This is a genomic window from Pseudomonas sp. SCPG-7 (genome assembly GCF_002156405.1).
GTDB classification, from domain to species: Bacteria; Pseudomonadota; Gammaproteobacteria; order Pseudomonadales; family Pseudomonadaceae; genus Aquipseudomonas; species Aquipseudomonas parakoreensis.
Genome location: NZ_MVOO01000012.1, coordinates 15,766 through 38,605 on the forward strand (window position 1 = coordinate 15,766; position 22,840 = coordinate 38,605).

Consider the following 22,840-nt stretch of genomic DNA (forward strand, 5'->3'; position numbering starts at 1 on the left):
AACGCTATCAGCGAGCAGACGGCAACTCACCCGACCACCCTCACTTCTGCTGTTCGTTCTTGGCCCACTCAAAGGTTCTAACTATCCCTTCCTTCATCGAAACTTTGGGCTCCCATCCCAACTCCTCGCGTGCCAGATCGTTGCTCAAAACGCTGACAGGGACGTCAAAAGGGCGTCCTGGCTTGTAGTTTCTGGCAACCGGCGCACCACTGACTTCTTCAATCATCGACATCAGGCTATTTAGACTGGTGCCCACACCAGAGCTGATATTGAAGACACTGGCGCTACCCGAATAGGTAGCAGCCTTGGCGAACGCCTCTGCCACATCACTGACGTGAAGGAAGTCGCGCTCGACGCTACCATCCCCCCAAACCTCGATTGGCAACCCTTTCAATACATTATGGATGAACACTCCCACCGCTCCCTGTGCGGTTTCCACGCGCTGACGCTCACCGTAAGGATTGGCAACCCGCAGTACGACGGGCTTTATGCCATAGAGATGGTTATACATCTGCAGATATTTCTCGATGGTCAGCTTGGTTATGCCATAGGAAACTTCTGGATCTGTGGGATGCTTTTCATCAATAGGGAGGTATTTCGGGGCACCATATACCGTACCTCCGGAAGAAATAAACACAATCCGGCCAACGTTGTGCGCAACCATTGCATTAAGCAGCTGCAAGCTTGCGACCACATTGCTTTGCACATCATAAACCGGATCTTCATTCGAGCTTTTTGGCAGCGTCGTGGAAACCAGGTGAAAAACAGCATCCGCGCCATCTACAGCTTTATTGATATCGCTGGTCGATGACAAATCACCTGTCATCCATTCGACACATTCATGAGGTAAAAACTTGCGATACTCAACCACGCGAGGTCTTTCAAAAACTCGAATTGAATGGCCATCCAACAACAATCGATCAACAATAGTCGACCCAATAAAACCGCCACCGCCAAACACTGTAATCTTCATAAAAACTCTCGACTTACATCGAAGCCATGACAAAATAATTGACGACAATTCATCAAAAAATGACAAAAAAAGTAACACAAAAACCAAAGAGCGTCAAGAAACCAGCACCTTCAACTTTCTCATCATCTTTTTTATCAACGGCTTTTCCAGCATATATTTAGCCCATGGGTACTTCCGAACTTCCGCGAAGAGTAATCGCAAAATTCCACCGCTCGTTGGAACTTCTGTTTTAGCTTCGTTTGTAAGGCAATGTGTGGAATAGAGATAGTCCAGATAGGACGTTACACGCCGATTTTCCAAAGCTGTCGTTGCCAGTTCCCGTGCCAGACCAGCAGGCAAGAACGGTTGAGATGAAGACGCCCTGTTGGCTTGAGCCTCATCCAGAATCTGTAGCCACTGACGGTTAGTGGCTGCGGCGGTATAGTGCGCCTCGATCAACTGCTGACACGCTTGCGCCTTACGCTCGCGCATTGGCGCATCGATCGAAAGTGTCTGCAACACACCAACATAGCGATTGACCTCATCCTCACCGTGAGGAATCAGATACCCTGTCTCCTCCCCCACCAACTCATCCTGTCCGCCTACATCTGCAACAACAGGTACAACGCCCGCTGCCATCGACTCGAGCAGCGCGACCGAAATCCCCTCATATTCCGACGGCATCAGCAACACATCGGAAATCGCCAATAGTGAAAGCCACTCGGCATGCGGTTTCGCGCCGACCACATGAACATCGGCGCCCAAATCGAATTGCCTGATCAAATCCTCGAACGCCGGACGCAATTCGCCTTCCCCGATGATCAGCGCATTGAAGCGGACACCGGCCTGCTTCAAGGCATGAAGAATCTCGGCCAATTTCAGAGGGCGCTTCTGATTGCACATGCGACCTGCAAAAATGATAGTCAGTGCATGCTCGTCCAGACCGAAACCCCGCTGCATCTCAGCTCTCTGGGCTTGAGAGAGCGAAACCGGATGCGATTTGATCCCCGTGTACATGACTCGGATCTTCGCGGGGTCTGCGTTACGCTCAGCCATCCATTCGGACAAATGACGAGTACTCACCACGTTCATGTCCAGCGCGTCCTGATAGCCCACGCCAAATCGCGGATGCCCACCATTGAGCCAGTGCATTTCCTCGGTGTGGCATAAATCCACAAACGTTGTCTTTGGTGCTTCAGTACGCAAATAAGGAAGAAGCTGGTAACCCAGTGTGCTTCCGGCAACCAGCACCGTGTCGATTTGCCTGGAGGCTATGAGGTACAGCAAGAAACGCGGAAAGTCAGACAGCGAAAGAATATTCGGCAGAATGAAAATATCCGAAGTCAGTTCTGCAAACCGATCCTGCCAACGATGATCAGCATCAAGCGTGGCACAGACAGTCACATCGGCACCACCCGTAACAAGTCCTTGTATCAGATCAATATTGACTCGGTCAGCCCCACCTTCAACCATCCAGGGCAGTAGAAACATGACTCTTCTGCCGTGCGCATTGCGTTTCAAAGAATTATTGAAGGCAACACCCTCTGGCAATGTTTCGTAAGCAGATGGATAACGTCGCTGGGGACTCGGAACAGGCTTGAGTGGCATGGTACGGGGAGCATCAACGCCTTGATGCAACGGTACGTTACGACACATTTGCAGAACTTCTGGGATAGTGAACCCCCAATAGCCGGCATCCGCTAGACGAACGAGCAGTGAAGTGAGTTCCCGACCGTCGGCCATGGGCGCGAGGCCTTCAGTCACATTCAAAATGACCGACTTGCGAATAACAATAACTCTGACTTTGGCATGAGGGTTATCAAGATAATATTTGCCCTCACTCAAATTCTGTCGTCCCGCTCCGCCCTCCGCTCCCGGAATACTCCCAAAGGTATTGCAAAAGGCAAATTCGGGATTCGACTCAAGACACCAGATTCCCTTCTCAATAAATGTCGGCTCGAGCTCCGTAGCCGGATCAGCCAACACGACATATTCAGGGTGCAACCAAATGTCATTCGTGACAGAAAGCCCTGCATGGTCACGAACCTGCACACGCTCATCTGCGGCCACTGACTGAAGAAATGCTGCAGTTACTCGCGACTCCTCGCTCCCGTCGCAACAAATCAACCACTTCCACGCTTGAAATGTCTGGCCAAGGAGCGACCGGTAAAGACTGGAGAGATCCGTAAGACCGACGCTCGAACAACTGACCACAAGGACTTGATCTTTATGAAGAGCAGATTTTTCAGTATCCAATTGATAACGGCTGACCATTCCATCAGGACCGGAAACAAGAGAGGAATCAAGATGCGCGGTGTTTGACATAAAATTACTTACTTCCCTGCGCCGAAACGCTGAAAATCTTTTAAAAATTTGATTTTTGAAAAACTATCGACATCACGAAGTTTCAGGAATGGCTTTTCAATAAAGGTATAGCTCAGATGAGCAAGCGCATATACACACGAAATGAAAACCGGGTAGACCAACCAGGGATTAGTATAAATGCGCTCATGCAATCCATATCGATTCAGAACATTTATCACCAATATGAAAGCAAAAATATGACCAAGATAAATCGAATAGGAAATCAGACTGGTATATCTGACAAACCGATTTATCAAATCGAAACGCGATGCGCGCAAATTGAAAAACGCGGGAATTAACGCCGCAAAAAATATTGCTGAGCAGGTGAAAAACAATGACTGCTCAAACTTGCTCCCTGCTGTCCAGGGAAGCCCTTGGCGAGTCAATACGATCAGGGTGACAGCCAATACAAATGGCACATACCAAAAGCTGGAAAGACTTTGAAAAACGGGCCGGTGCCAAGTATATAGATAGGCAATCAACACTCCGAAACCGATTGCATCCAATCGATACAGAACAACATATCGCGCATCGTCATATCGGACCGATTGAATCGGCAATCCGATACGGGCAAGGAACGGTACAAGCAAAAACACCATGATCCCGATCACAGCTGCACGTTTTATTCCGGCCCCCAAGCCGATGATCAACAACATGACCAGTGGAAAAGTGTAATAAAACCACTCTTCGACCGCCAGACTCCAAGACAGGCGGTAGAAATCCGTCATATTCCAGGCGAAGTTCTGAGCAAATACCAGATAGTGAAACTGCTCAACAAAGGTTGTCGCACCCGCCCAGTCAAATCTCAGCGAGACAAAAAAGAAAAAAATATAGAGCGGCAATGTCCTCATCCACCGCCGGTACCAGAACCCTGTAACTCCGGCAATCTTTTGCTCTCGCCAGTGTGCTGCTTCTTTCATCAGGATCCTGCCGATCAAGAAGCCACTCAGGCAGAAAAACAAGTCCACGCCGAACGTCGCAAGAAACGAAAAACCAGCCAGTACCGGATGAGGGGTCGAATGCCCCAGCATATGCCCAAACACAACGAGCAGGCAGGCAATGGTTCGACACACGTCAAGACCAAATGAGCGGTGGACATTGGAAGCAGTGTCTGTTGTTGAAAGGTTATTCATCAAGCTTCACTTCTTTATTCCACAGAATTTCACAGCAACGCCCTTCCGGCGCCCTGAACTGGCCCAAGGCAACACGTGTATTTGCGCCAGGTGAAAGCTCTACGCGATAACGGCAAGACCTGAGGCCTGCCTGATCCTTGTATTCGATCGGCTTCAAGGCCTTCAAGTTGAACTGTTGGTTTATGAACCCTTCAGGACCTGCACTGGAAACATCCGCAGGATAGGTGTGCAGGAAGAACTCATCCCCGAGCTTATCGATGTCACAGGCTTTTACTTCCAATGTGATTTCAGCACTCGTTACCATCACATCGAGGCCTTGCGGAAGAACCACCGGCGCGACTGCCGACACTGGTAAATCCGCCACCCTGCCCACTCCCGTCCAGCGCACGAATGATAGAACGCCTATGGCAATCAAGCTGAAAAAAAGGACACCGCTCAATATCTTCAGATCGACCTTCACTCGCACCCTCATCATCACAGAACACTACACTCGATAAAGCAACGCTCCGCTCAAGCTTCGAAGATAGGATTCGAAGCCCAAGACGATTCAAAGCTGGACCGATAACCGATTAGACCTTCCAGCTATAACACACGGAGCTTGCGTACTACCTTCCCAGCTAGACGGCGCAATGGACTGATAGCAATTGGCTTCGGTGCTACCGGCTCTACCGCAGCAGGGTTAAAAAAGTCTTCCTGGCCCGTGAGAGCAATAAAATCCAGATAAGTGAAGCCGTGAATAGCTTCAATTTCCGCCCGCTCTTCTGAACTGTTCATCAATTGATAGAGAAGCTCAACACCGAACAGTCGGGTGCCTGGGCAACCACCAATCTGAATTGCGAACATTGCCAACAGGTAACCGCTATTGGCACCTTGTGGCGTTACCCATCTTTCACTCTCAGGAAACGCTTCAAGAATGTCGGCTAGCGGCATTCCGATATAGTGCTTTTTCTGCAAGTACCACTCCAACCACATCCGTGCGCGCCTGTCAGGTCGCTCACCACTCTCGTTGGATTGGTCCGAGAAAATCCGGTGTAATGTCAAGCGCTCCTGAACGACGTGGATATCGGCGATCATCAGTAGCCGCGTCCACATTTCCGCGTCGTCCGTCTGCGCATTGGCGCTTCTGTACAAGCCGGCCTGTTCATAGGCAGTGCGTCTGACCAAGGCACTTGGATGGCATAACTGATTTTCGTTGAAGAACAAAGAGCGTAACCACGCCGTACGCGGTTTGTTCGGCTGATTGAACCATTCAACGACGAGCGGACGGTTATTCTCATCAATACATTGAACGTGAGAGAACACTGCGCCTACGCCCGGATTCGCATCCAGAACGGCTACTTGCTTTTCCAGCTTATCGACTTCCCAAGCGTCGTCCGAGTGATGAATAGCGATATATTCACCTGTACTCTGCGACTCGACAGCCCGGTTAATATTGTAAATATATCGACGAGTCCTGTCGTTTTGAATCTTTATGATTCGGGGATCATTATAACTTTCGATAACACCCCAAGAGCCATCTGGCGAAACATCATCAACAATAATCAGTTCCCAATCGGTGAACGTCTGATTGAGAACAGACTCGATCGCCTGGCCAATAAATTTTTCGTGATTATACGAGGTGAGTACAACCGAAACCTTTGCCACCTTTACTCTCCTTTGCGCCGTTTAACCAGCCGTCCGGCTTTGCGCAACCGGTTAACAAGACCAGCTTCGACAAAATGATGCACCGCAAGGTATCGCTTATGCTTAAGGGCAAACGCGTCACGCTCAGAAATCAGTGACGCAACATTCTGCTTTATCTTTTCCAGCTCGGCTCTTGACCACTCCAGCTGATTATTAGCTAGAGCCAAATCGCTATTTGAACGTGAAAGCTCGGAATTAGACTTAGCCAGTTCTGAATTGGACTGCGCCAGTTCGCTACCGGATTGAGCGAGTTCGTTGGTCGAATGCGCAAGCTCGGCCTTCAATTGTGCAAGCTCCGAATTCGATTGTGCCAACCCCGAATTGGCCTGTGCCAAGCTCGACTTCAGTTGAACCAGATCGGAAGTTGTTTGCACTAGTTCGACCTTCAGCTGTCCTACCTTCCACTCGGACTCCGCGAGGTCGGCCTCCAACCGTGACGTTTTATCAGTAACCCGTGCAAGCTCAGCACCCAGTTGAGCCCCCTCAGCACTATGTCTGGCGAGCTCGGTCTCCAACCGCACCCCTTCGGCATTTAGTCTTGCCAGTTCCGCATTCGATCGCTGAAGTTCGGCGTTCGAATGTGCTAGAGCAGCATTGGATTGCGTGAGCTCGGACTTCAACTGCTCAAGTTCGGCGCGAGTCGCATCGAGAGTCTGGGCTCCCGCGGCGCAGTAGCCCTGAAGATCTACCAGCTCTGCTTCCTTTTCCTTGCATAGGGACATCCAGACCTCACGCTGTTCAGCCAGCCAGTCCTTGTCCTTCAACAGCGTAGAAAATCTGGCACTGAAATGCTGCCGCATTTCGCTGATGCGTAAATGCCGCCCTCGCAGGAGTTCTATACCTTTGAGCGCCAAAGTCAGGTGCTCTTGAGAGAACTGTTCTTTGGCTGGTGGCAAATCAAGCGAGTAGCCATACACCTCAAAGTCTTTCGCATAAAGCCGCTCAATCAGCGCTTTTGACCTGGCGCTGATAAATTCCGGCAAATAAGGGATCAGACTCTCGTTAGCTCTTGAAGTGGTGAAGGGATTGACATACGCCCCCCCTAAATGAGCCCGTAATGCGTCATTTAACTCGGAGGTGTCTTCAATTTTCGACACAACGGTATAGGGAAACAATTGAGGTTTGAGCAGGTCGTATTGTGGCGCCCAGTGCCAATCCTTGAAATCATCGGCTTCAAAGGTATTCAAGTACTCCAGAAAGCACTCAAACGCTGCTGCCACATCAGTCATTGTTTCGACTGGGTACTCAACAAATGCCTGCCCTAGATACGGCTCAATCTGATACGGCTCACGCAATAATATCTTTGACTGCCAAGCAGAAAAAAGCCGCTTGTACGGGTTCCGTACCAAAGCAAAGCTAAAAAAATCGCCATTTTTGATTTCCTGCAATTGCTCCGGTGACTGCAGGCAAAGTTGCGGGGCAGCGATGCGCATCGAGTCATGAATGACAAGCTCAGGATCAGTCTCGGAACTGGTTTTAAGGTTCCGAATGGCCTCGGCAACACCTTCCAGCTCAGCGAACCACCATTTCAGAGATGTACACGCCACCTTCGGGGTTGCTACGTAGAATAATTTCCGTTCCTGTGAAACACAGCTGTTCCATGTAAAAAAATCCAATAAACGCTGGTCGTCATTGCTCGTCATTACCGTCCTCTCAGGCTTATTGTTTTTTCTTAAGAACGGAAACCTTGCCAACGTTGATGCACTCTTCGTACATCTGCGTTGCGAGTAGCTCGTTGATTAGAATACGTGGCCCCAACTCTGGGTCAGAGGCATCATCAAAAGCAATGCATGCGCCTTCTGCGACATGTGGCAACCAGCACTCGAAATCGCGCTTCACACCTTCATAACTATGATCGCCGTCAATCCACAGCAACCCAACAGGCTCGTTCCACTTTGGCACAATCATTTCACTACTCATATTGATCAACGAGACAATCTCGCTGCACTCGGTGATCAACATTGTTTTGTAAAATTCGGTACGATCCTTGGGTCCGAAGACGCCACCGAGCACACCAATGAAAGGCTTGTGTGGATCGACGGCATAGACGGGAGCATTGTGCCCCGCAAGGGAGCCTCGGCCGAGGAAGACAGTAGAACGGCCACGGTAAGACCCTACTTCCACAATGCATCCTGACTGGACCTGACCTGCCAACGCATAAAGAACCAATCCCTCTTCCAGGCTGATCATACCGTCAGTGAGCTTATGGAAGGTGTGAATATCCCGGAGTTGATCCGCAGGAATGCTGTCAGAGTAGTTCAAGTGCTGGCTCATTATTAGAGGCATCCATATAACCGAAAGATCTTGCACCTTGATCCGAAACGAGACGGAACATAAGTGCATCCAGAATTCTGTGGCACAGGGTCGGCTCGCTTTCCGACCACACGCCTCCACCGACGAAGTATACGCCCGGCAGCATGACCATCTTGAAGCTGAAAGTGACCTTGAACGCCCGATCCGTACCGTTGCATTCAAAATACTTGCCTTCGTCAGGAAAGCGCTGACCGGTAATCACGACACCCGACACGGTTCGAATATGAGTTGCAAAGAAGACTCGGGATACGGACTCCTTCAACTCGCCAGTCATGACAATATTGTAGTCACCACCAGCCTTCAGGACGTTGCAGCGTCGACCTTGCTTGTCAAAGATCTCGAAGGCGTCGATTCGCGCTCCCTGCTCTGGATAAATCGTTGTGGACTCAGGAACCATCCCGGGATCGAAATATTGATCCTCCGGAGCCTTATCTGCGCCAACCTCGGTTTTTCCGGCCTCTCCGCTCTCAATCGCAAGCGTTTCGTTGCCGATCTGACGAAACTCCTCAATTAATCGAGGTTGTTCATCCGCAGGGGCATAGATCAATTTTTGATACGCACGCACCACACTCATTGGCGACCCTGTACAGATTCGCTCGCCGCGCTCCATCAATATCGCCCGGTCACATAGCTCGACAACTTGTGGCCCTGAGTGAGACACGAACAGGATCGAAGTCCCTTTGGCCTTCAACTCATCAAGACGAGCGAAGCATTTGCGTTGGAATCGCTCATCCCCCACTGCCAAGGCTTCGTCGACGATGAGAATATCGGGATCCACCATGGCCTGGACGGCAAACGCCAGGCGAACGATCATGCCGCTTGAGTAAGTCTTGACGGGTTGATGAATGAACTCACCAATATCGGCAAAGGCTGCAATGTCGTCATAACGCTCATCAACTTCCGACCGGCTCAAGCCGAGGATCGCGGCGTTCATGTAAACGTTTTCGTGCCCGGTGAACTCGGGGTTAAATCCGGATCCCAACTCAAGCAAAGCACCAATACGCCCCACGGTCTGGACGTGACCGGCACTCTGGTTCAGAGTGCCGCAAATAACCTGCAGCAATGTGGACTTGCCACTACCGTTGCGCCCGACAATACCGACTGTCTCGCCTCGCTTGATATCGAACGAAACATTCCGCAGCGCCCAGAACTCGTGATAGTACTGCTTGCGCTGGCCAGCAAACATTTGCGCCAGTCGATCCCGTGGCTTGTCGTAGATGTGATAGCACTTGCTGACATCCTGCAGCTTGATTGCAATTTCAGAGGACATCAGCAAACCCCTTTCTAGTCTTCTGGAAAAATGCAAAACCCAGGCATGCGATTATTATTCCGACCACCGAATAAATTCCCAGTACTTGCCAATCCGGTTGCTGGCCGAAAAACAGAACGCTTCTGACGTTTTCTACAGCAGCAGTCAGAGGATTCAACTGCAACAACCCCCTGTACTCTTCCGGCACCGCAGTGGCGGGATAGAAAATAGGCGCGAGGAACATAAGCCCACTTGTGACCAAGCCAATAAAATGGGCAACGTCACGCATATAAACACCGAGAGAAGCCAACCCCCAGGACAAACCGAGAATGATCAACAACAAGGGTGCGATGACCACTGGTAGATAGAGCATTGTTATCGGCGGCAAACCGAACACAATACCGTAGGCAGAGGTCCAGACTATCAGGCTCACCAGAGCATGAAACAGGGATGCGCCGACGATCACGCAAGGCAGTATTTCCAAAGGAAAAACCACTTTTTTTACGTAATTGGCATTGGAAATAATCAAGTTGGGGGCGCGAGTTACGCACTCGGAAAACAAGTTAAAGACCATCAATCCCGCGAACAGGATTAACGCGAACTCCGATTTTGAATCTCCTGCACCTGCCCAACGAGAGTTAAAAATGAAACTGAATACAAACGTGTAGATCGAGAGCATCACGATAGGGTTGAAGAACGACCAGAGGATTCCCATGAAGGAGCCCCGATAACGACCGATGACCTCCCTCTTGATCAACGCAGCGATGAGCGCACGATTGCGCCAGACACTGGTAAACATGACGCTTGGCGAAGCTGAAAATATCTGCATCAGCCAGCAACCTCAAAACTATTCATAAAAAAAATCCCTTGATACATTCTTGATCAAACCCCTTTGAATATAACGGCGACCAGCAGTCCCAGATTACCCATTAGCGTCTGGCGGTAGACGCCGCAGCGCCAAATCCCGAATAGACGGCCGAGCAGGCTTCGCTTGCGGGCAACCTTGAATTGCTGCAGCACCTCTCGATTCTGCTCTGCGAGAAGAAACTCTACGGCCTCCAGATTGTTGATATTCTGATCGATCCAGCGGCTCAACCGACCCTGAAACAGCTTTTGGATTCGTACGATGGTCGATTTGAGCCCAACACTGGCACCAATCGAATTCGCCTCATGCTGACGATAGAAAAGGTGTGGGACCTCATCGAAATAAAATGCTCCACCGGCCCCCGTTACCAGCAGATACGCCCACCAGTCATGAGCAACTACGTTCAAATTCGCGCTGGACCTTAACACTTCACGTGCAGCACGATTAAAGACCATCGTATTACCGGCCGCGATGTTCTGAACCAAAGCGTTGGAGAATCCGAAAGCGCGCGAATAAAGCGGTGTAGTTCCAACGGTGACACCCTCCTCGTCAATCAGGGTGGTGCGAGTGGCATAGAGTGCGGGAACGTCGACGGGAACCTGACCTAGCCACATCAATGCTGCCGTCAGCTTGTCACCTGCCCAGATATCGTCCTGATCCGACCAAGCATAAAAATCAGCGTTAATCTCTTCTCGACAGGTCAGCGACATGAAATTGTTGGCAAAACCGGATCGAGGACCGGAAAGCAACGTAACCTTTTCGTGCCCGAGCCGCTCTTGAAAGGCGCCAACAATATTGAGTGTAGAGTCAGTCGAACCGTCATCCGAAACGAAAAGACGCCACTGCGCATGATCCTGTTGCTCAATAGACGCCAATTGCTCGGGAAGGAACCGTTCCCCGTTGAAGGAGCACATCAAAATCGCGACGGTCTTTCCCCTCTCCAGCACTTCGACAGTGTCTAAATCCAGGCGGGAGTTAGCGGAATCCGCTGATAAAGGGCTTGACACTGTAAGCTCCACTGCAATTAAACGCCGACCGAGGGCCTGAAGAATCATTCAAAGCGCCTCGATCGTCCGGCTCCATCCGCCTCGGCTACAAGGCGGAGGATTATAGAGAACTTTCATTACCGGTTGTTAAGCTTCGAGCCAAGCGCGACGGATCGCGACGCCCGCTACCTGCCCGATCAAGTCTTCTTGCCGACAACAGCCGTCAAGCAGCACACGAAAAAGAACAGAAGTTTATCCCGAAGACGACGACGACACTGCCAGCCTCGCACTGAAAGCGCCAGTAGATCGCCCCGCCCCAAATTCAACCAACTGCGGACAAATGGTTCGTTGCCTACACCGACGAGCAGCGCAATAGTCCTGACCTGCTTGAACCACCATCCTTCATGAATGGTGGCATAACGCTGAAGCAGAGATGACAGCCCCGTATTAGCGCCCACCTGATTATTTTCGTGCTGGCGGTAGAGCATGCTGGAGCAAGGATCGATAAACCATTCAAAACCATGACTACGAGCAAATGCATAGCAATACCAGTCATGCAGGCTGACTTGCTGCATTGACTCCCAATCATCAAGAACCTGCTGACGAAGTGACTGCGCAAGAACTGGCTTCAGCACGTAAGTACAACCAGGCCCCGCTGCCTCGAATAAATAATCCCAAGAGACTTGCGGCTGACTCTTGTCGAGCAGAATGGTTTTCCCGTTTGGCCAGAACGCAGTGACGTTACTCGAATAGGCGTGGACACCTCGTGCAGCAATAATTTGCGTAGCACGCAACAGCTTGTCGGACTGCCAGATATCATCCTGATCCGCAAATGCCACAGCATCGAAGCCTTGCGTATCAACATCACGAATCAGACGAAAAAAATTGCGCGCTGCACCGCCAAAACGACCGGCAGGTGGCAACAGAATCACACGATTATCGACAGCGGCAAGCGCTTCGCACCAGGCCTCGGTACCGTCATCAGACGGGTCGACACTGATATGAATTGTGACATCGACAGACTGCTGATTCAGGATCGAGGCTACTTGCTCCTCGATCCACTGCATACCATTGTAGGCAGCCAGCAAAACCGCGATCTTGGGATGATTTACTGGCATGCCATTCCTGCTTGCAGCGGTTGAACGCACCGACTGGGAAGCGCTTTGCTTACGAATCAGCGTGACGGCGAATCAAGCAGTTTTTGCAGATACTGACCATACCCGGTCTTCTTGAGAGCCTGGGCCTGAGCAGCGAGTTGCTCAGCGGTGATCCAGCCATTGTTGTAGGCGATTTCTTCCAGGCAAGCCACCTTCAACCCTTGGCGCTGTTCGATGGTGTGCACAAAATGACTGGCTTCCAACAGCGAATCATGGGTACCGGTATCCAGCCAGGCGAAACCACGACCGAGCATTTCCACATTCAGCGACTTCTGATTGAGATAGGCGCTGTTCACATCGGTGATTTCAAGCTCGCCACGCTCGGAAGGCTTGATGTTCTTGGCAATCTCAACGACCTGATTGTCGTAGAAATACAGCCCGGTCACCGCGTAGTTGGATTTCGGCTTCAGCGGCTTTTCTTCGATACTCAAGGCTCGGCCGGTAGCGTCGAACTCGACCACCCCGAAACGCTCCGGATCAGACACGTGATAACCAAATACGGTAGCACCATGCTCTTGCGAACTGGCGGAGCGCAGATTGTCGGAGAAATGCTGACCGTAGAAAATGTTGTCACCCAGGATCAGACAGCAAGGGTCTTCACCGATGAACTCCTCACCGATAATGAACGCTTGAGCGAGACCGTCCGGGCTAGGCTGCTCGGCGTAGGTCAGTTTGATGCCGTAGACACTGCCATCACCCAACAACTTCTTGAAGCAAGGTAGATCTTCCGGAGTAGAAATGATCAGGATTTCGCGCATACCAGCGAGCATCAGTACCGACAACGGATAGAAGATCATCGGCTTGTCGTAAATCGGCAGCATCTGCTTGGACACACCGAGTGTCAGCGGATGAAGACGCGTGCCTGAGCCGCCAGCGAGGATGATGCCTTTACGATTTATGGTGGTCATTTTTCAAGAACTTCCCTAAGCATTCGAGTTACACCACTTTGCCAATCCGGCAAGTGTAAAGAAAAATTGTCGCGTAGTTTCTGAGTATTCAAACGCGAATTCAGCGGGCGACGAGCGGCGGTGGGGTATGCAACAGCGTCGATCGGCTTGATGGTTTTGAAGGCGAGTTCTTCGCCATTATCCCGAGCAAAACCAAGCACATGACTGGCGTAACCATACCAGGACACTTCACCGCTGGCGGCAAGGTGGTACAAGCCTGCCAGTTCCGGCCGAGACTGCGCCTGCTGCAAAGCAAGCGCCGTGACATCGGCGATCAGATCAGCCCCCGTCGGCGCTCCTATCTGGTCGGCAATGACACTTAGTTCCTGACGTTCCTTAGCCAGACGCAACATAGTCTTGGCAAAGTTTTGCCCACGAACCGCAAAAACCCAACTGGTACGAAATATCAAGTATTTGCAGCCCGAGACCTGGATCGCCAGCTCTCCAGCCAGTTTGCTTTCACCGTAGCGATTCAGTGGCGCAGCTGCATCGGTTTCCAGCCAAGGAGTCTCACCTCGGCCATCGAACACGTAATCAGTCGAATAATGAACCAGCCAGGCACCCAGTCGCGCAGCCTGCTCGGCCATCACCTGAGTGGCCAGACCATTGACTTGCAGTGCCAGCTCGGATTCCGACTCAGCCTTGTCGACCGCGTTGTAGGCAGCGGCGTTGACGATCACATCGGGTTTGACCCGCATAATGGTGTCGCGCAATGCCGACAGATCAGTCAGGTCACCACACAAACCATCAACGGTCTGCCGATCCAGCGCAATCAACTCGCCAAGCGGAGCAAGGGAGCGTTGCAGCTCCCAGCCGACTTGACCGTTCTTGCCTAGCAGCAGAATCTTCATGCCTTGTTCGAGCGGTCCGCGTAGTTCTGGTTGATCCACTGCTGATAGGCACCACTCTTGACGTGAGCGACCCATTCAGTGTTGTTCAGATACCATTCGACGGTCTTGCGGATCCCCGTCTCAAAGGTTTCTTCCGGAGTCCAGCCCAACTCGCGCTGAATCTTGCTCGCATCAATTGCGTAGCGCTGGTCGTGCCCCGGGCGATCCTGAACGTATGTGATCAGGCTGGCATGCGGTCGGTGTACAGAGTCGGGACGCAACTCGTCAAGCAGTGCGCACAAGGTGTTCACGACTTCGATGTTTTGCTTCTCATTGTGACCACCGATGTTGTAAGTCTCACCAATCACACCTTCGGTCACGACCTTGTACAACGCACGAGCGTGATCTTCTACATACAGCCAATCACGAACCTGATTGCCTTTTCCGTAAACCGGAAGCGGCTTGCCTTCCAGCGCATTGAGAATGATCAATGGAATCAACTTCTCGGGAAAGTGGCACGGGCCGTAGTTATTCGAGCAATTGGTGACCAGTGTCGGCAAACCGTAGGTACGCGCCCAAGCACGAACCAGGTGATCAGAACTGGCTTTGCTGGCCGAATAAGGCGAACTAGGCTGATAAGGTGTGGTTTCAGTGAACAGATCTTCCGGGCCTTCCAGGTCGCCATATACTTCATCAGTCGAGATATGGTGAAAACGGAAGTTGGCTTTACGTGCATCATCCAGAGCAGCCCAATAGTGCCGCGCAGCTTCAAGCAGCGTGTAAGTGCCAATGATATTGGTTTGAATAAACTCCGACGGACCGGAGATCGAACGATCAACATGGGATTCTGCGGCCAGGTGCATGATTGCATCCGGTTGGTGCTCACGCAGCACACGGTCAACCTGATCACGATCGCAAATATCGACGCGTTCGAAAGCGTAACGCGTGTTCTGGCTGACTTCTGCCAAGGACTCCAGATTGCCGGCGTAGGTCAGCTTATCGACATTGACGACAGAGTCAGAAGTATTGGAGATGATATGACGGATAACTGCCGAGCCAATAAAGCCTGCGCCGCCGGTAACTAGAATTTTCACGCGAAACGATACCCTTGAGCTGCAGACAGCGCTGCCATTGAGCACTGTCTAATCCATGAATGCAGATGCCACTCGCAGTTGGCATCCGTCAGAGTCAGTCTGAATCGACATGCGTTACGGCACGATCGAACAAGGGAAGCATTTTACAGCTTAATCATGGATTTACTAATGGATAAAGACAGACTGAGGCGCAATTTCGACAGACGCGTCGCGCCTATCACTTTTATACCAGTCTCTTACCCGCAGCTCTGGACGATCGTCCCAGTAGCCAGCCCAGCATAGGGCCGATCAACATACCGATCAGTAGCGCCAACACTACAAGCACCGACACCGGCAGTTGCGGCCCGGAAAAACCCAGAAACAAAAGCGAAACTGACTGCTGGTTCTCAAGAACAAAAGCCAACACCGCCAGCACCATCAAAAGGAGAAATGCGCCAAGCAGTATGCGTTTCAGATTACGCATTCAGACCCCCTTGAATTTGAATAACGCAAATCAAGCGCCCTCCTCCTCTTCCTCGTTCACACGATCACGCAATTCCTTGCCCGGCTTGAAGTGCGGAACAAACTTGCCGTCAAGGCTGACAGACTGACCGGTCTTTGGATTGCGACCGACGCGCGGCGCACGATAATGCAGGGAAAAGCTGCCAAACCCACGGATCTCGATGCGATCACCGGTAGCGAGGCACTGGGACATTTGTTCAAGCATGGTCTTGATGGCCAGCTCCACATCCTTGGATGAGAGTAGCCCTTGATGGGTGACAATTCGTTCGATCAACTCCGACTTCGTCATATTTTTCCCTTCTTTTTCAAGCAGCTAGATCAGCGCTTGAAAGGTTTTAGCACGCCCGGAAGATTTTGAACAGCCCAGGGATTGACATATCTTCCTTGGCGCCGAAACGCCCGTTTTCAGTACACAAAAGCACCAAACCAAGGCAGCGCACATTCAACGGCACATCACCAACATGGTTCGAGTGACATAGCCTGCGGGATTGAAGCCAAATGGAAACTCATCTTCGTCTTTAGCATCATCGGACCGGGTGATCACCCTGTAACCCGCCCCCTTGCACTCCTTCGCCGCGCGCTTTTGGCACTTCTCCCACCCCGACCCCAAACCGGAGCAGTCGATCTCGATACCGCTGACACCACGCACCGCATGCGTCTTGGCACTGGTGGTACAGCCAGCCAAAACCAACACCGCAATCAACACAATAAATCTGTTCATCCACTTCCTTATGCCAGGCAACGCCCGACTACTGCACGACTACTACCCACAGCTTAGTCGCGAATAGGCGATTGATCCGATTAAAGAAACAGACAACCCGCTGAAGGGATTGGTTTCACCGTAGTCTCAGCCCCCCCAAATCGCAGGCACAAAAAAGGGCGACCGAAGTCGCCCTTTTTCATGATCAAGCAGAACTTAGTTCTGTTTGGCCATTGCTTGCTTCAACAGAGCAGCCATGGTGGTATCGGCTGGAGCTTCCTGAACGGAGTTCAGGCTCTGGATAGCTTCTTTCTCTTCAGCGTCATCTTTCGACTTGATCGAGAGCTGGATTACGCGGCTCTTGCGGTCAACGCTGATGATCTTGGCTTCAACTTCCTGGCCTTCTTTCAGAACGTTGCGCGCGTCTTCAACGCGGTCACGGCTGATTTCGGAGGCTTTCAGGGTCGCTTCGATGTCGTCAGCCAGAACGATGATGGCGCCTTTGGCGTCAACTTCTTTCACGGTGCCTTTAACGATAGCGCCTTTGTCGTTAACCGAGACGTACTCGGAGAACGGATCGCTTTCCAGTTGCTTGATGCCCAGGGAGATGCGCTCGCGCTCTGGGTCAACCGACAGGATGACGGTGTCCAGCTCGTCGCCCTTCTTGAAACGGCGTACGGCTTCTTCGCCCACTTCGTTCCAGGAGATGTCGGACAGGTGAACCAGACCGTCGATGCCGCCGTCCAGACCAATGAAGATACCGAAATCGGTGATCGACTTGATGGTACCGGAGATCTTGTCGCCCTTGTTGAACTGGCCAGAGAAGTCTTCCCATGGGTTCGACTTGCACTGCTTGATGCCCAGGGAGATGCGACGACGCTCTTCGTCGATGTCCAAAACCATGACTTCCACTTCGTCGCCGACTTGTACGACTTTCGAAGGGTGGATGTTCTTGTTGGTCCAGTCCATTTCCGAAACGTGTACCAGACCTTCAACGCCCTCTTCCAGCTCAGCGAAGCAGCCGTAGTCGGTCAGGTTGGTTACACGAGCGGTAACGCGAGTGCTTTCTGGGTAACGGGCTTTGATAGCAACCCATGGATCTTCGCCCAGCTGCTTCAGGCCCAGGGAAACACGGTTGCGTTCGCGATCGTATTTCAGAACCTTGACGTCGATTTCGTCACCAACGTTGACGATCTCGGAAGGATGCTTGATGCGCTTCCAGGCCATGTCGGTGATGTGCAGCAGGCCGTCCACGCCACCCAGATCGACGAATGCGCCGTAATCGGTGAGGTTTTTGACGATACCTTTGACTTGCTGGCCTTCCTGCAGGGATTCCAGCAGAGCTTCACGCTCGGCGGAGTTCTCGGCTTCGAGGACGCTGCGACGGGAAACGACAACGTTGTTGCGCTTCTGGTCCAGCTTGATGACCTTGAATTCCAGCTCTTTGCCTTCCAGGTGCGTGGTGTCGCGCACTGGACGGACATCAACCAGGGAACCTGGCAGGAACGCACGGATGCCGTTAACGTCGACAGTGAAGCCGCCTTTAACCTTACCGTTGATAACGCCCTTGACCACTTCCTCAGCTGCGAAGGCTGCTTCCAGAACGATCCAGCATTCAGCGCGCTTGGCTTTTTCACGGGACAGCTTGGTTTCACCGAAACCGTCTTCAACCGAATCCAGAGCAACGTGAACTTCGTCACCGACATTGATAGTCAGATCGCCAGCGTCGTTGTAGAACTGTTCCAGCGGGATGAGTGCTTCAGACTTCAGGCCAGCGTGAACGGTTACCCAGCGAGCCTGGTAATCGATATCAACGATAACACCGGTGATGATGGAGCCTGCCTGAAGGTTCAGGGTCTTTAGGCTTTCTTCAAAGAGTTCCGCAAAGCTTTCGCTCATTTTAATTCCTGTAGATGAGGGCGAAGAATACGCCCATCTCCACACCCCAGACGGTGTGGGTTAGTTTCATTTAAAAGAAGCGCTGCAGGACTATGACTGGTCCCCTGCGGCCTTCTTGGTCACCCGGCGATATCGCGAATGGCGATCTCGCTCATGATGCGTTCAAGCACCTGATCGATGGACAACTCCGTGGAATCCAGCTGAATCGCGTCGGCCGCCGGCTTGAGCGGGGCCACTGCACGCTGGGTATCACGCTCGTCGCGTGCACGGATCTCATCTAGCAGACTCGACAGACTAACATCCTCGCCTTTGCCCTTCAACTGCAAATATCGGCGACGCGCTCGCTCCTCGGCGCTGGCGGTGAGGAAGATCTTCAATGGGGCATCGGGAAAAACCACCGTACCCATATCGCGACCATCAGCCACCAACCCCGGCGCCTCCTGGAAGGCGCGCTGGCGCTGCAGCAGCGCCTCGCGCACCGCCGGCAGCGCAGCTACCTGGGACGCGCCTGCGCCAACACTTTCAGTACGGATGACATCGCTGACTTCATCACCTTCCAGGATGATGCGCTGCAGCTGACCTTCAGTCGCCGCGATGAACTGCACATCCAGATGAGCAGCCAGCTTTTTCAGCAACTCTTCATTGGTCAGGTCGACACCATGGTTGTGCGCAGCGAACGCCAGCAGGCGATACAGCGCACCGGAATCCAGCAGGTTCCAGCCCAGACGCTTGGCCAGAATCCCGGCGACCGTGCCCTTGCCCGAACCGCTTGGTCCATCGATGGTGATGACCGGTGCAATGTTTTTCACGACTGAGCCTCTTGAGCCACACGAATGCCGACCTGCGCGCACAGCGCGAGGAAGTTCGGGAACGACGTCGCGACGTTGGCGCAATCATGGATGCGGATCGGCGCAGTGGCGCGCAGCGAGGCCACACTGAAGGCCATGGCGATACGGTGATCGCCGTGACCATGCACTTCGCCGCCACCGATCTGGCCGCCATCGATGATGATGCCGTCCGGGGTCGGCTGGCACTTGACGCCCAGCGCCAGCAAGCCGTCCGCCATGACCTGGATGCGGTCCGATTCCTTGACGCGCAACTCTTCAGCACCGGTCAGCACGGTACGACCTTCGGCACAGGCCGCCGCCACGAACAGTACCGGGAATTCGTCAATCGCCAGTGGCACCAGCGCTTCCGGAATCTCGATACCTTTCAGTTTAGCTGCCCGCACGCGCAGGTCGGCTACCGGTTCGCCACCGACCTCACGTTGGTTTTCCAAGGTGATATCGGCGCCCATCAGACGCAGGATGTCGATAACGCCGGTACGGGTCGGGTTGATGCCGACGTGCTCCAACACCAACTCGGAACCTTCGGCGATCGACGCCGCCACCAGAAAGAACGCCGACGACGAGATATCGCCCGGCACTTCAATGTGGGTCGCGGTCAGCTTGCCGCCGGACTCGACCGAAGCGGTCGCGCCATCAACGCTCACCGGGTAGCCGAAACCACGCAGCATGCGCTCGGTGTGATCACGGGTTGGAGCCGGCTCAGTGACAGTGGTCTTGCCTTCCGCGTACAGACCCGCCAGCAGCAGGCAGGACTTCACCTGAGCACTGGCCATCGGCATGGTGTAGGTCAGACCCTTGAGCTTATGACCGCCACGAATGGTCATCGGCGGACGACCTTCGGCAGCAGTTTCAATCACAGCGCCCATTTCACGCAGCGGATTGGCCACGCGATTCATCGGACGCTTGGACAGCGACGCATCGCCCGTCAGGGTGCTGTCGAAGTTCTGCGCCGCCAGCAGGCCGGACAACAGACGCATCGAGGTGCCGGAGTTGCCCAGATAGATCGGGCCAGGTGCCGGCTTCAAGCCATGCAGGCCAACGCCGTGAATGGTCACGCGACCGTGGTGCGGGCCTTCGATGACCACGCCCATGTCGCGAAATGCCTGCAAGGTCGCCAGGGCATCTTCACCCTCGAGGAAACCTTCCACCTCGGTCACGCCTTCGGCCAGCGAGCCGAGCATGATCGAGCGGTGGGAAATCGATTTGTCACCTGGTACGCGAATCCGACCGGACAAGCGGCCACCAGGTTGAGCCAGAAAAATCAGATCGTTGGAATTCATAGCGTCCACATAGGCCCTGCGGGCCAGGATTTTACTGAAATGCTCGCGGGCAACCCGGGCGCGCGTGAAGACGCCCAACAATTGGTGCCCATCCCCTGCATCGACCGCGTCGCGCAAGGCGTCGAGGTCGCTGCGAAATGTATCGAGTGTGCGCAGGACAGCCTCGCGGTTGGCGAGGAAGATGTCGTGCCACATCACCGGGTCGCTTCCGGCGATTCTTGTGAAATCGCGAAAACCGCCCGCAGCGTAACGGAAGATCTCAAGGTTTTCATTGCGTTTGGCCAACGAGTCGACCAGACCGAAGGCCAGCAGGTGCGGCAGATGACTGGTCGCGGCCAACACTTCGTCGTGGCGCTCGACCTGCATATGCTCGACATCGGCACCCAGCTCACGCCACAAGCGATCGACCACCGCCAGCGCGGCCGGGTCGGTTTGCGCGAGCGGGGTCAGAATCACCTTGTGCCGACGGAACAGCTCAGAGTTGGAAGCTTCCACCCCACTCTGCTCGGAACCGGCAATCGGATGCCCCGGCACGAAACGCGCCGGCATACCGCCGAACGCCTCGGTCGCCGCGCGCACCACGTTGCCCTTGGCGCTGCCGACATCGGTCAGAATCGCCTGGCCCAGATCGACACCCGCCAGACGCGCGAGCACCTTCTCCATGGCCAGAATCGGCACCGCCAGTTGAATCACGTCGGCGCCCTGACACGCAGCAATCAGGTCGTCTTCGCAACGGTCCACCACACCCAACTCGACCGCCAGCCTGCGCGATTGCGGGTCGAGATCGACCCCGACCACTTCACGGCAGATGCCGCTTTCACGCAAGCCTTTGGCAAACGAACCACCGATCAACCCCAGACCGACCACCACAAGGCGACCGATCATAGGTGCAGCAGATTGCAGAGCAGTGACATCACCCACGAGCCAGAACCTTGCGCAGCGCTTCAAGGAAGCGGCTGTTTTCCGCCGGCAGACCGATGGTCACCCGCAGGTGGTTCGGCATGCCGTAATTGGCCACCGGACGCACGATCACACCTTCACGCAGCAGCCCCTGGAAAACCGGTGCAGCGACCTGACCAAGATCGACGCAGATGAAGTTGCCTTTGGACTCGATCCAGCTCAGACCCAGCTCACGGAAACCCGCCTGCAGTTGCTGCATGCCGGATTCGTTGAGCTGACGGCTTTGCGCCAGATACTCGTCGTCCTTCAGCGCCGCACAGGCTGCGGCCAGAGCCAGGCTGTTGACGTTGAATGGTTGGCGCACACGGTTGAGCACGTCCGCTACTACCGCAGTGGACAGACCATAACCGACGCGCAGCGCTGCCAGGCCATAGGCCTTGGAGAATGTGCGCGATACCAGCAGATTCGGGTACGCCGCGAGGAAATCCAGACCGTCCGGCAGATCGCTGCCTTCGGCGTACTCGATGTACGCCTCGTCCAGCACCACCAGCACGTGTTCCGGTACATCTTGCAGGAACTCGTCCAGCGCTTCGGCGCCGAACCAGGTGCCGGTCGGATTGTTCGGATTGGCGATGAACACCACGCGGGTATTGGCGTCGATGGCCGCAAGCATCGCAGGCAAGTCGTGCCCCCAGTCCTTGGCCGGCACCACTTTGGCCTGCGCGCCGACCGCCTGGGTGGCGATCGGGTAAACGGCAAACGCATGCTCACTGAACACGGCGTTCAGACCCGGCGCCAGATAGGCGCGCGCCACCAGCTCAAGAATGTCGTTGGAACCGTTGCCCAGGGTTACCTGGTTCAGCTCGACGCGGCACTGCTCGGCCAACAGCGATTTCAGCGCGAAGCCATTGCCGTCCGGATAACGGGTCAGCTCGGCCAGCTCATCACGGATTGCCGCCAGCGCTTTCGGGCTGGCGCCCAGCGGGTTCTCATTGCTTGCCAGTTTGACGATTTTCGCCGGATCCAGATCCAGCTCGCGCGCCAGTTCGTCCACAGGCTTGCCCGGAACGTACGGCGAAAGTTGTTGCACGCCCGGCTGTGCCAGAGCGAGGAAGTTGCCACTCATTTGCTACCGCCCC

Annotated in this window: 21 protein-coding genes; all 21 read right to left on the reverse strand. The window is 53.5% G+C overall.

All coding sequences use genetic code 11. The features are described from left to right. Nucleotides 1-40 precede the first annotated feature (40 nt). Nucleotides 41-973, reverse strand: coding sequence for an NAD-dependent epimerase/dehydratase family protein (locus tag B1722_RS20765; protein ID WP_041069413.1), 933 nt, complete (start codon nucleotides 971-973; stop codon nucleotides 41-43). A 93-nt stretch (nucleotides 974-1,066) separates the two neighbouring features. Then, a complete protein-coding gene (locus B1722_RS20770; protein WP_254616415.1) occupies nucleotides 1,067-3,277 on the reverse strand; it encodes a glycosyltransferase in 2,211 nt (736 codons plus the stop codon). 8 nt (nucleotides 3,278-3,285) lie between these two features. Then, complete coding sequence (locus tag B1722_RS20775; RefSeq protein ID WP_086794149.1) at nucleotides 3,286-4,449, reverse strand: acyltransferase; 1,164 nt, start codon at nucleotides 4,447-4,449, stop codon at nucleotides 3,286-3,288. Beyond that, on the reverse strand, nucleotides 4,442-4,909 hold the full coding sequence (locus tag B1722_RS20780) for a hypothetical protein (RefSeq protein ID WP_254616416.1): 468 nt from the start codon (nucleotides 4,907-4,909) through the stop codon (nucleotides 4,442-4,444). Before B1722_RS20780 ends, B1722_RS20775 begins: the two co-directional genes overlap by 8 nt. Before the next feature lie 122 nt (nucleotides 4,910-5,031). Further along, on the reverse strand, nucleotides 5,032-6,093 hold the full coding sequence (locus tag B1722_RS20785) for a glycosyltransferase (RefSeq protein ID WP_041069410.1): 1,062 nt from the start codon (nucleotides 6,091-6,093) through the stop codon (nucleotides 5,032-5,034). A gap of 2 nt (nucleotides 6,094-6,095) precedes the next feature. Then, nucleotides 6,096-7,775: a sulfotransferase family 2 domain-containing protein gene (locus B1722_RS20790; protein ID WP_052510596.1), complete on the reverse strand. Its 1,680-nt coding sequence runs from the start codon at nucleotides 7,773-7,775 to the stop codon at nucleotides 6,096-6,098. A 16-nt stretch (nucleotides 7,776-7,791) separates the two neighbouring features. Then, nucleotides 7,792-8,394 (reverse strand): class I SAM-dependent methyltransferase, encoded by a 603-nt coding sequence (locus tag B1722_RS20795; RefSeq protein ID WP_174377284.1) that lies wholly within the window; start codon nucleotides 8,392-8,394, stop codon nucleotides 7,792-7,794. Beyond that, nucleotides 8,381-9,715 (reverse strand): ABC transporter ATP-binding protein, encoded by a 1,335-nt coding sequence (locus tag B1722_RS20800; RefSeq protein WP_041069405.1) that lies wholly within the window; start codon nucleotides 9,713-9,715, stop codon nucleotides 8,381-8,383. Before B1722_RS20800 ends, B1722_RS20795 begins: the two co-directional genes overlap by 14 nt. After that, the gene (locus B1722_RS20805) at nucleotides 9,705-10,523 is read right to left on the reverse strand and encodes an ABC transporter permease (RefSeq protein WP_041069402.1); all 819 of its coding nucleotides are present in this window, start codon (nucleotides 10,521-10,523) and stop codon (nucleotides 9,705-9,707) included. Before B1722_RS20805 ends, B1722_RS20800 begins: the two co-directional genes overlap by 11 nt. 53 nt (nucleotides 10,524-10,576) lie before the next feature. Then, on the reverse strand, nucleotides 10,577-11,614 hold the full coding sequence (locus B1722_RS20810) for a glycosyltransferase family 2 protein (RefSeq protein ID WP_217436909.1): 1,038 nt from the start codon (nucleotides 11,612-11,614) through the stop codon (nucleotides 10,577-10,579). A 128-nt stretch (nucleotides 11,615-11,742) separates the two neighbouring features. Further along, nucleotides 11,743-12,663, reverse strand: a complete 921-nt coding sequence (locus tag B1722_RS20815) for a glycosyltransferase (RefSeq protein ID WP_041069398.1) — start codon at nucleotides 12,661-12,663, stop codon at nucleotides 11,743-11,745. A gap of 56 nt (nucleotides 12,664-12,719) precedes the next feature. Further along, entirely contained in the window at nucleotides 12,720-13,610 is an 891-nt protein-coding gene (rfbA, locus tag B1722_RS20820) for a glucose-1-phosphate thymidylyltransferase RfbA (protein WP_041069395.1), read from the reverse strand. Next, the gene (rfbD, locus tag B1722_RS20825; protein ID WP_041069392.1) at nucleotides 13,607-14,500 is read right to left on the reverse strand and encodes a dTDP-4-dehydrorhamnose reductase; all 894 of its coding nucleotides are present in this window, start codon (nucleotides 14,498-14,500) and stop codon (nucleotides 13,607-13,609) included. Before rfbD ends, rfbA begins: the two co-directional genes overlap by 4 nt. Then, complete coding sequence (gene rfbB, locus B1722_RS20830; RefSeq protein ID WP_174377285.1) at nucleotides 14,497-15,573, reverse strand: dTDP-glucose 4,6-dehydratase; 1,077 nt, start codon at nucleotides 15,571-15,573, stop codon at nucleotides 14,497-14,499. Before rfbB ends, rfbD begins: the two co-directional genes overlap by 4 nt. Before the next feature lie 223 nt (nucleotides 15,574-15,796). Next, nucleotides 15,797-16,036 (reverse strand): lipopolysaccharide assembly protein LapA domain-containing protein, encoded by a 240-nt coding sequence (locus B1722_RS20835; RefSeq protein ID WP_041069386.1) that lies wholly within the window; start codon nucleotides 16,034-16,036, stop codon nucleotides 15,797-15,799. Nucleotides 16,037-16,066: 30 nt separating this feature from the next. Continuing rightward, a complete protein-coding gene (gene ihfB / locus B1722_RS20840; RefSeq protein WP_007950920.1) occupies nucleotides 16,067-16,363 on the reverse strand; it encodes an integration host factor subunit beta in 297 nt (98 codons plus the stop codon). 153 nt (nucleotides 16,364-16,516) lie between these two features. Beyond that, complete coding sequence (locus B1722_RS20845) at nucleotides 16,517-16,795, reverse strand: hypothetical protein (RefSeq protein WP_041069383.1); 279 nt, start codon at nucleotides 16,793-16,795, stop codon at nucleotides 16,517-16,519. Between the two features lie 195 nt (nucleotides 16,796-16,990). Further along, nucleotides 16,991-18,673 carry a 30S ribosomal protein S1 gene (gene rpsA / locus B1722_RS20850; RefSeq protein ID WP_041069380.1) on the reverse strand — a complete coding sequence of 561 codons (1,683 nt, stop codon included), beginning with the start codon at nucleotides 18,671-18,673 and terminating at the stop codon, nucleotides 16,991-16,993. Between the two features lie 119 nt (nucleotides 18,674-18,792). Beyond that, complete coding sequence (cmk, locus tag B1722_RS20855; RefSeq protein ID WP_007963625.1) at nucleotides 18,793-19,482, reverse strand: (d)CMP kinase; 690 nt, start codon at nucleotides 19,480-19,482, stop codon at nucleotides 18,793-18,795. After that, nucleotides 19,479-21,686, reverse strand: a complete 2,208-nt coding sequence (locus B1722_RS20860) for a bifunctional prephenate dehydrogenase/3-phosphoshikimate 1-carboxyvinyltransferase (RefSeq protein ID WP_254616417.1) — start codon at nucleotides 21,684-21,686, stop codon at nucleotides 19,479-19,481. The genes cmk and B1722_RS20860 overlap by 4 nt, the downstream gene beginning before the upstream one ends. A 28-nt stretch (nucleotides 21,687-21,714) precedes the next feature. Beyond that, complete coding sequence (gene hisC / locus B1722_RS20865) at nucleotides 21,715-22,827, reverse strand: histidinol-phosphate transaminase (protein ID WP_086794154.1); 1,113 nt, start codon at nucleotides 22,825-22,827, stop codon at nucleotides 21,715-21,717. Between the last annotated feature and the right edge of the window lie 13 nt (nucleotides 22,828-22,840).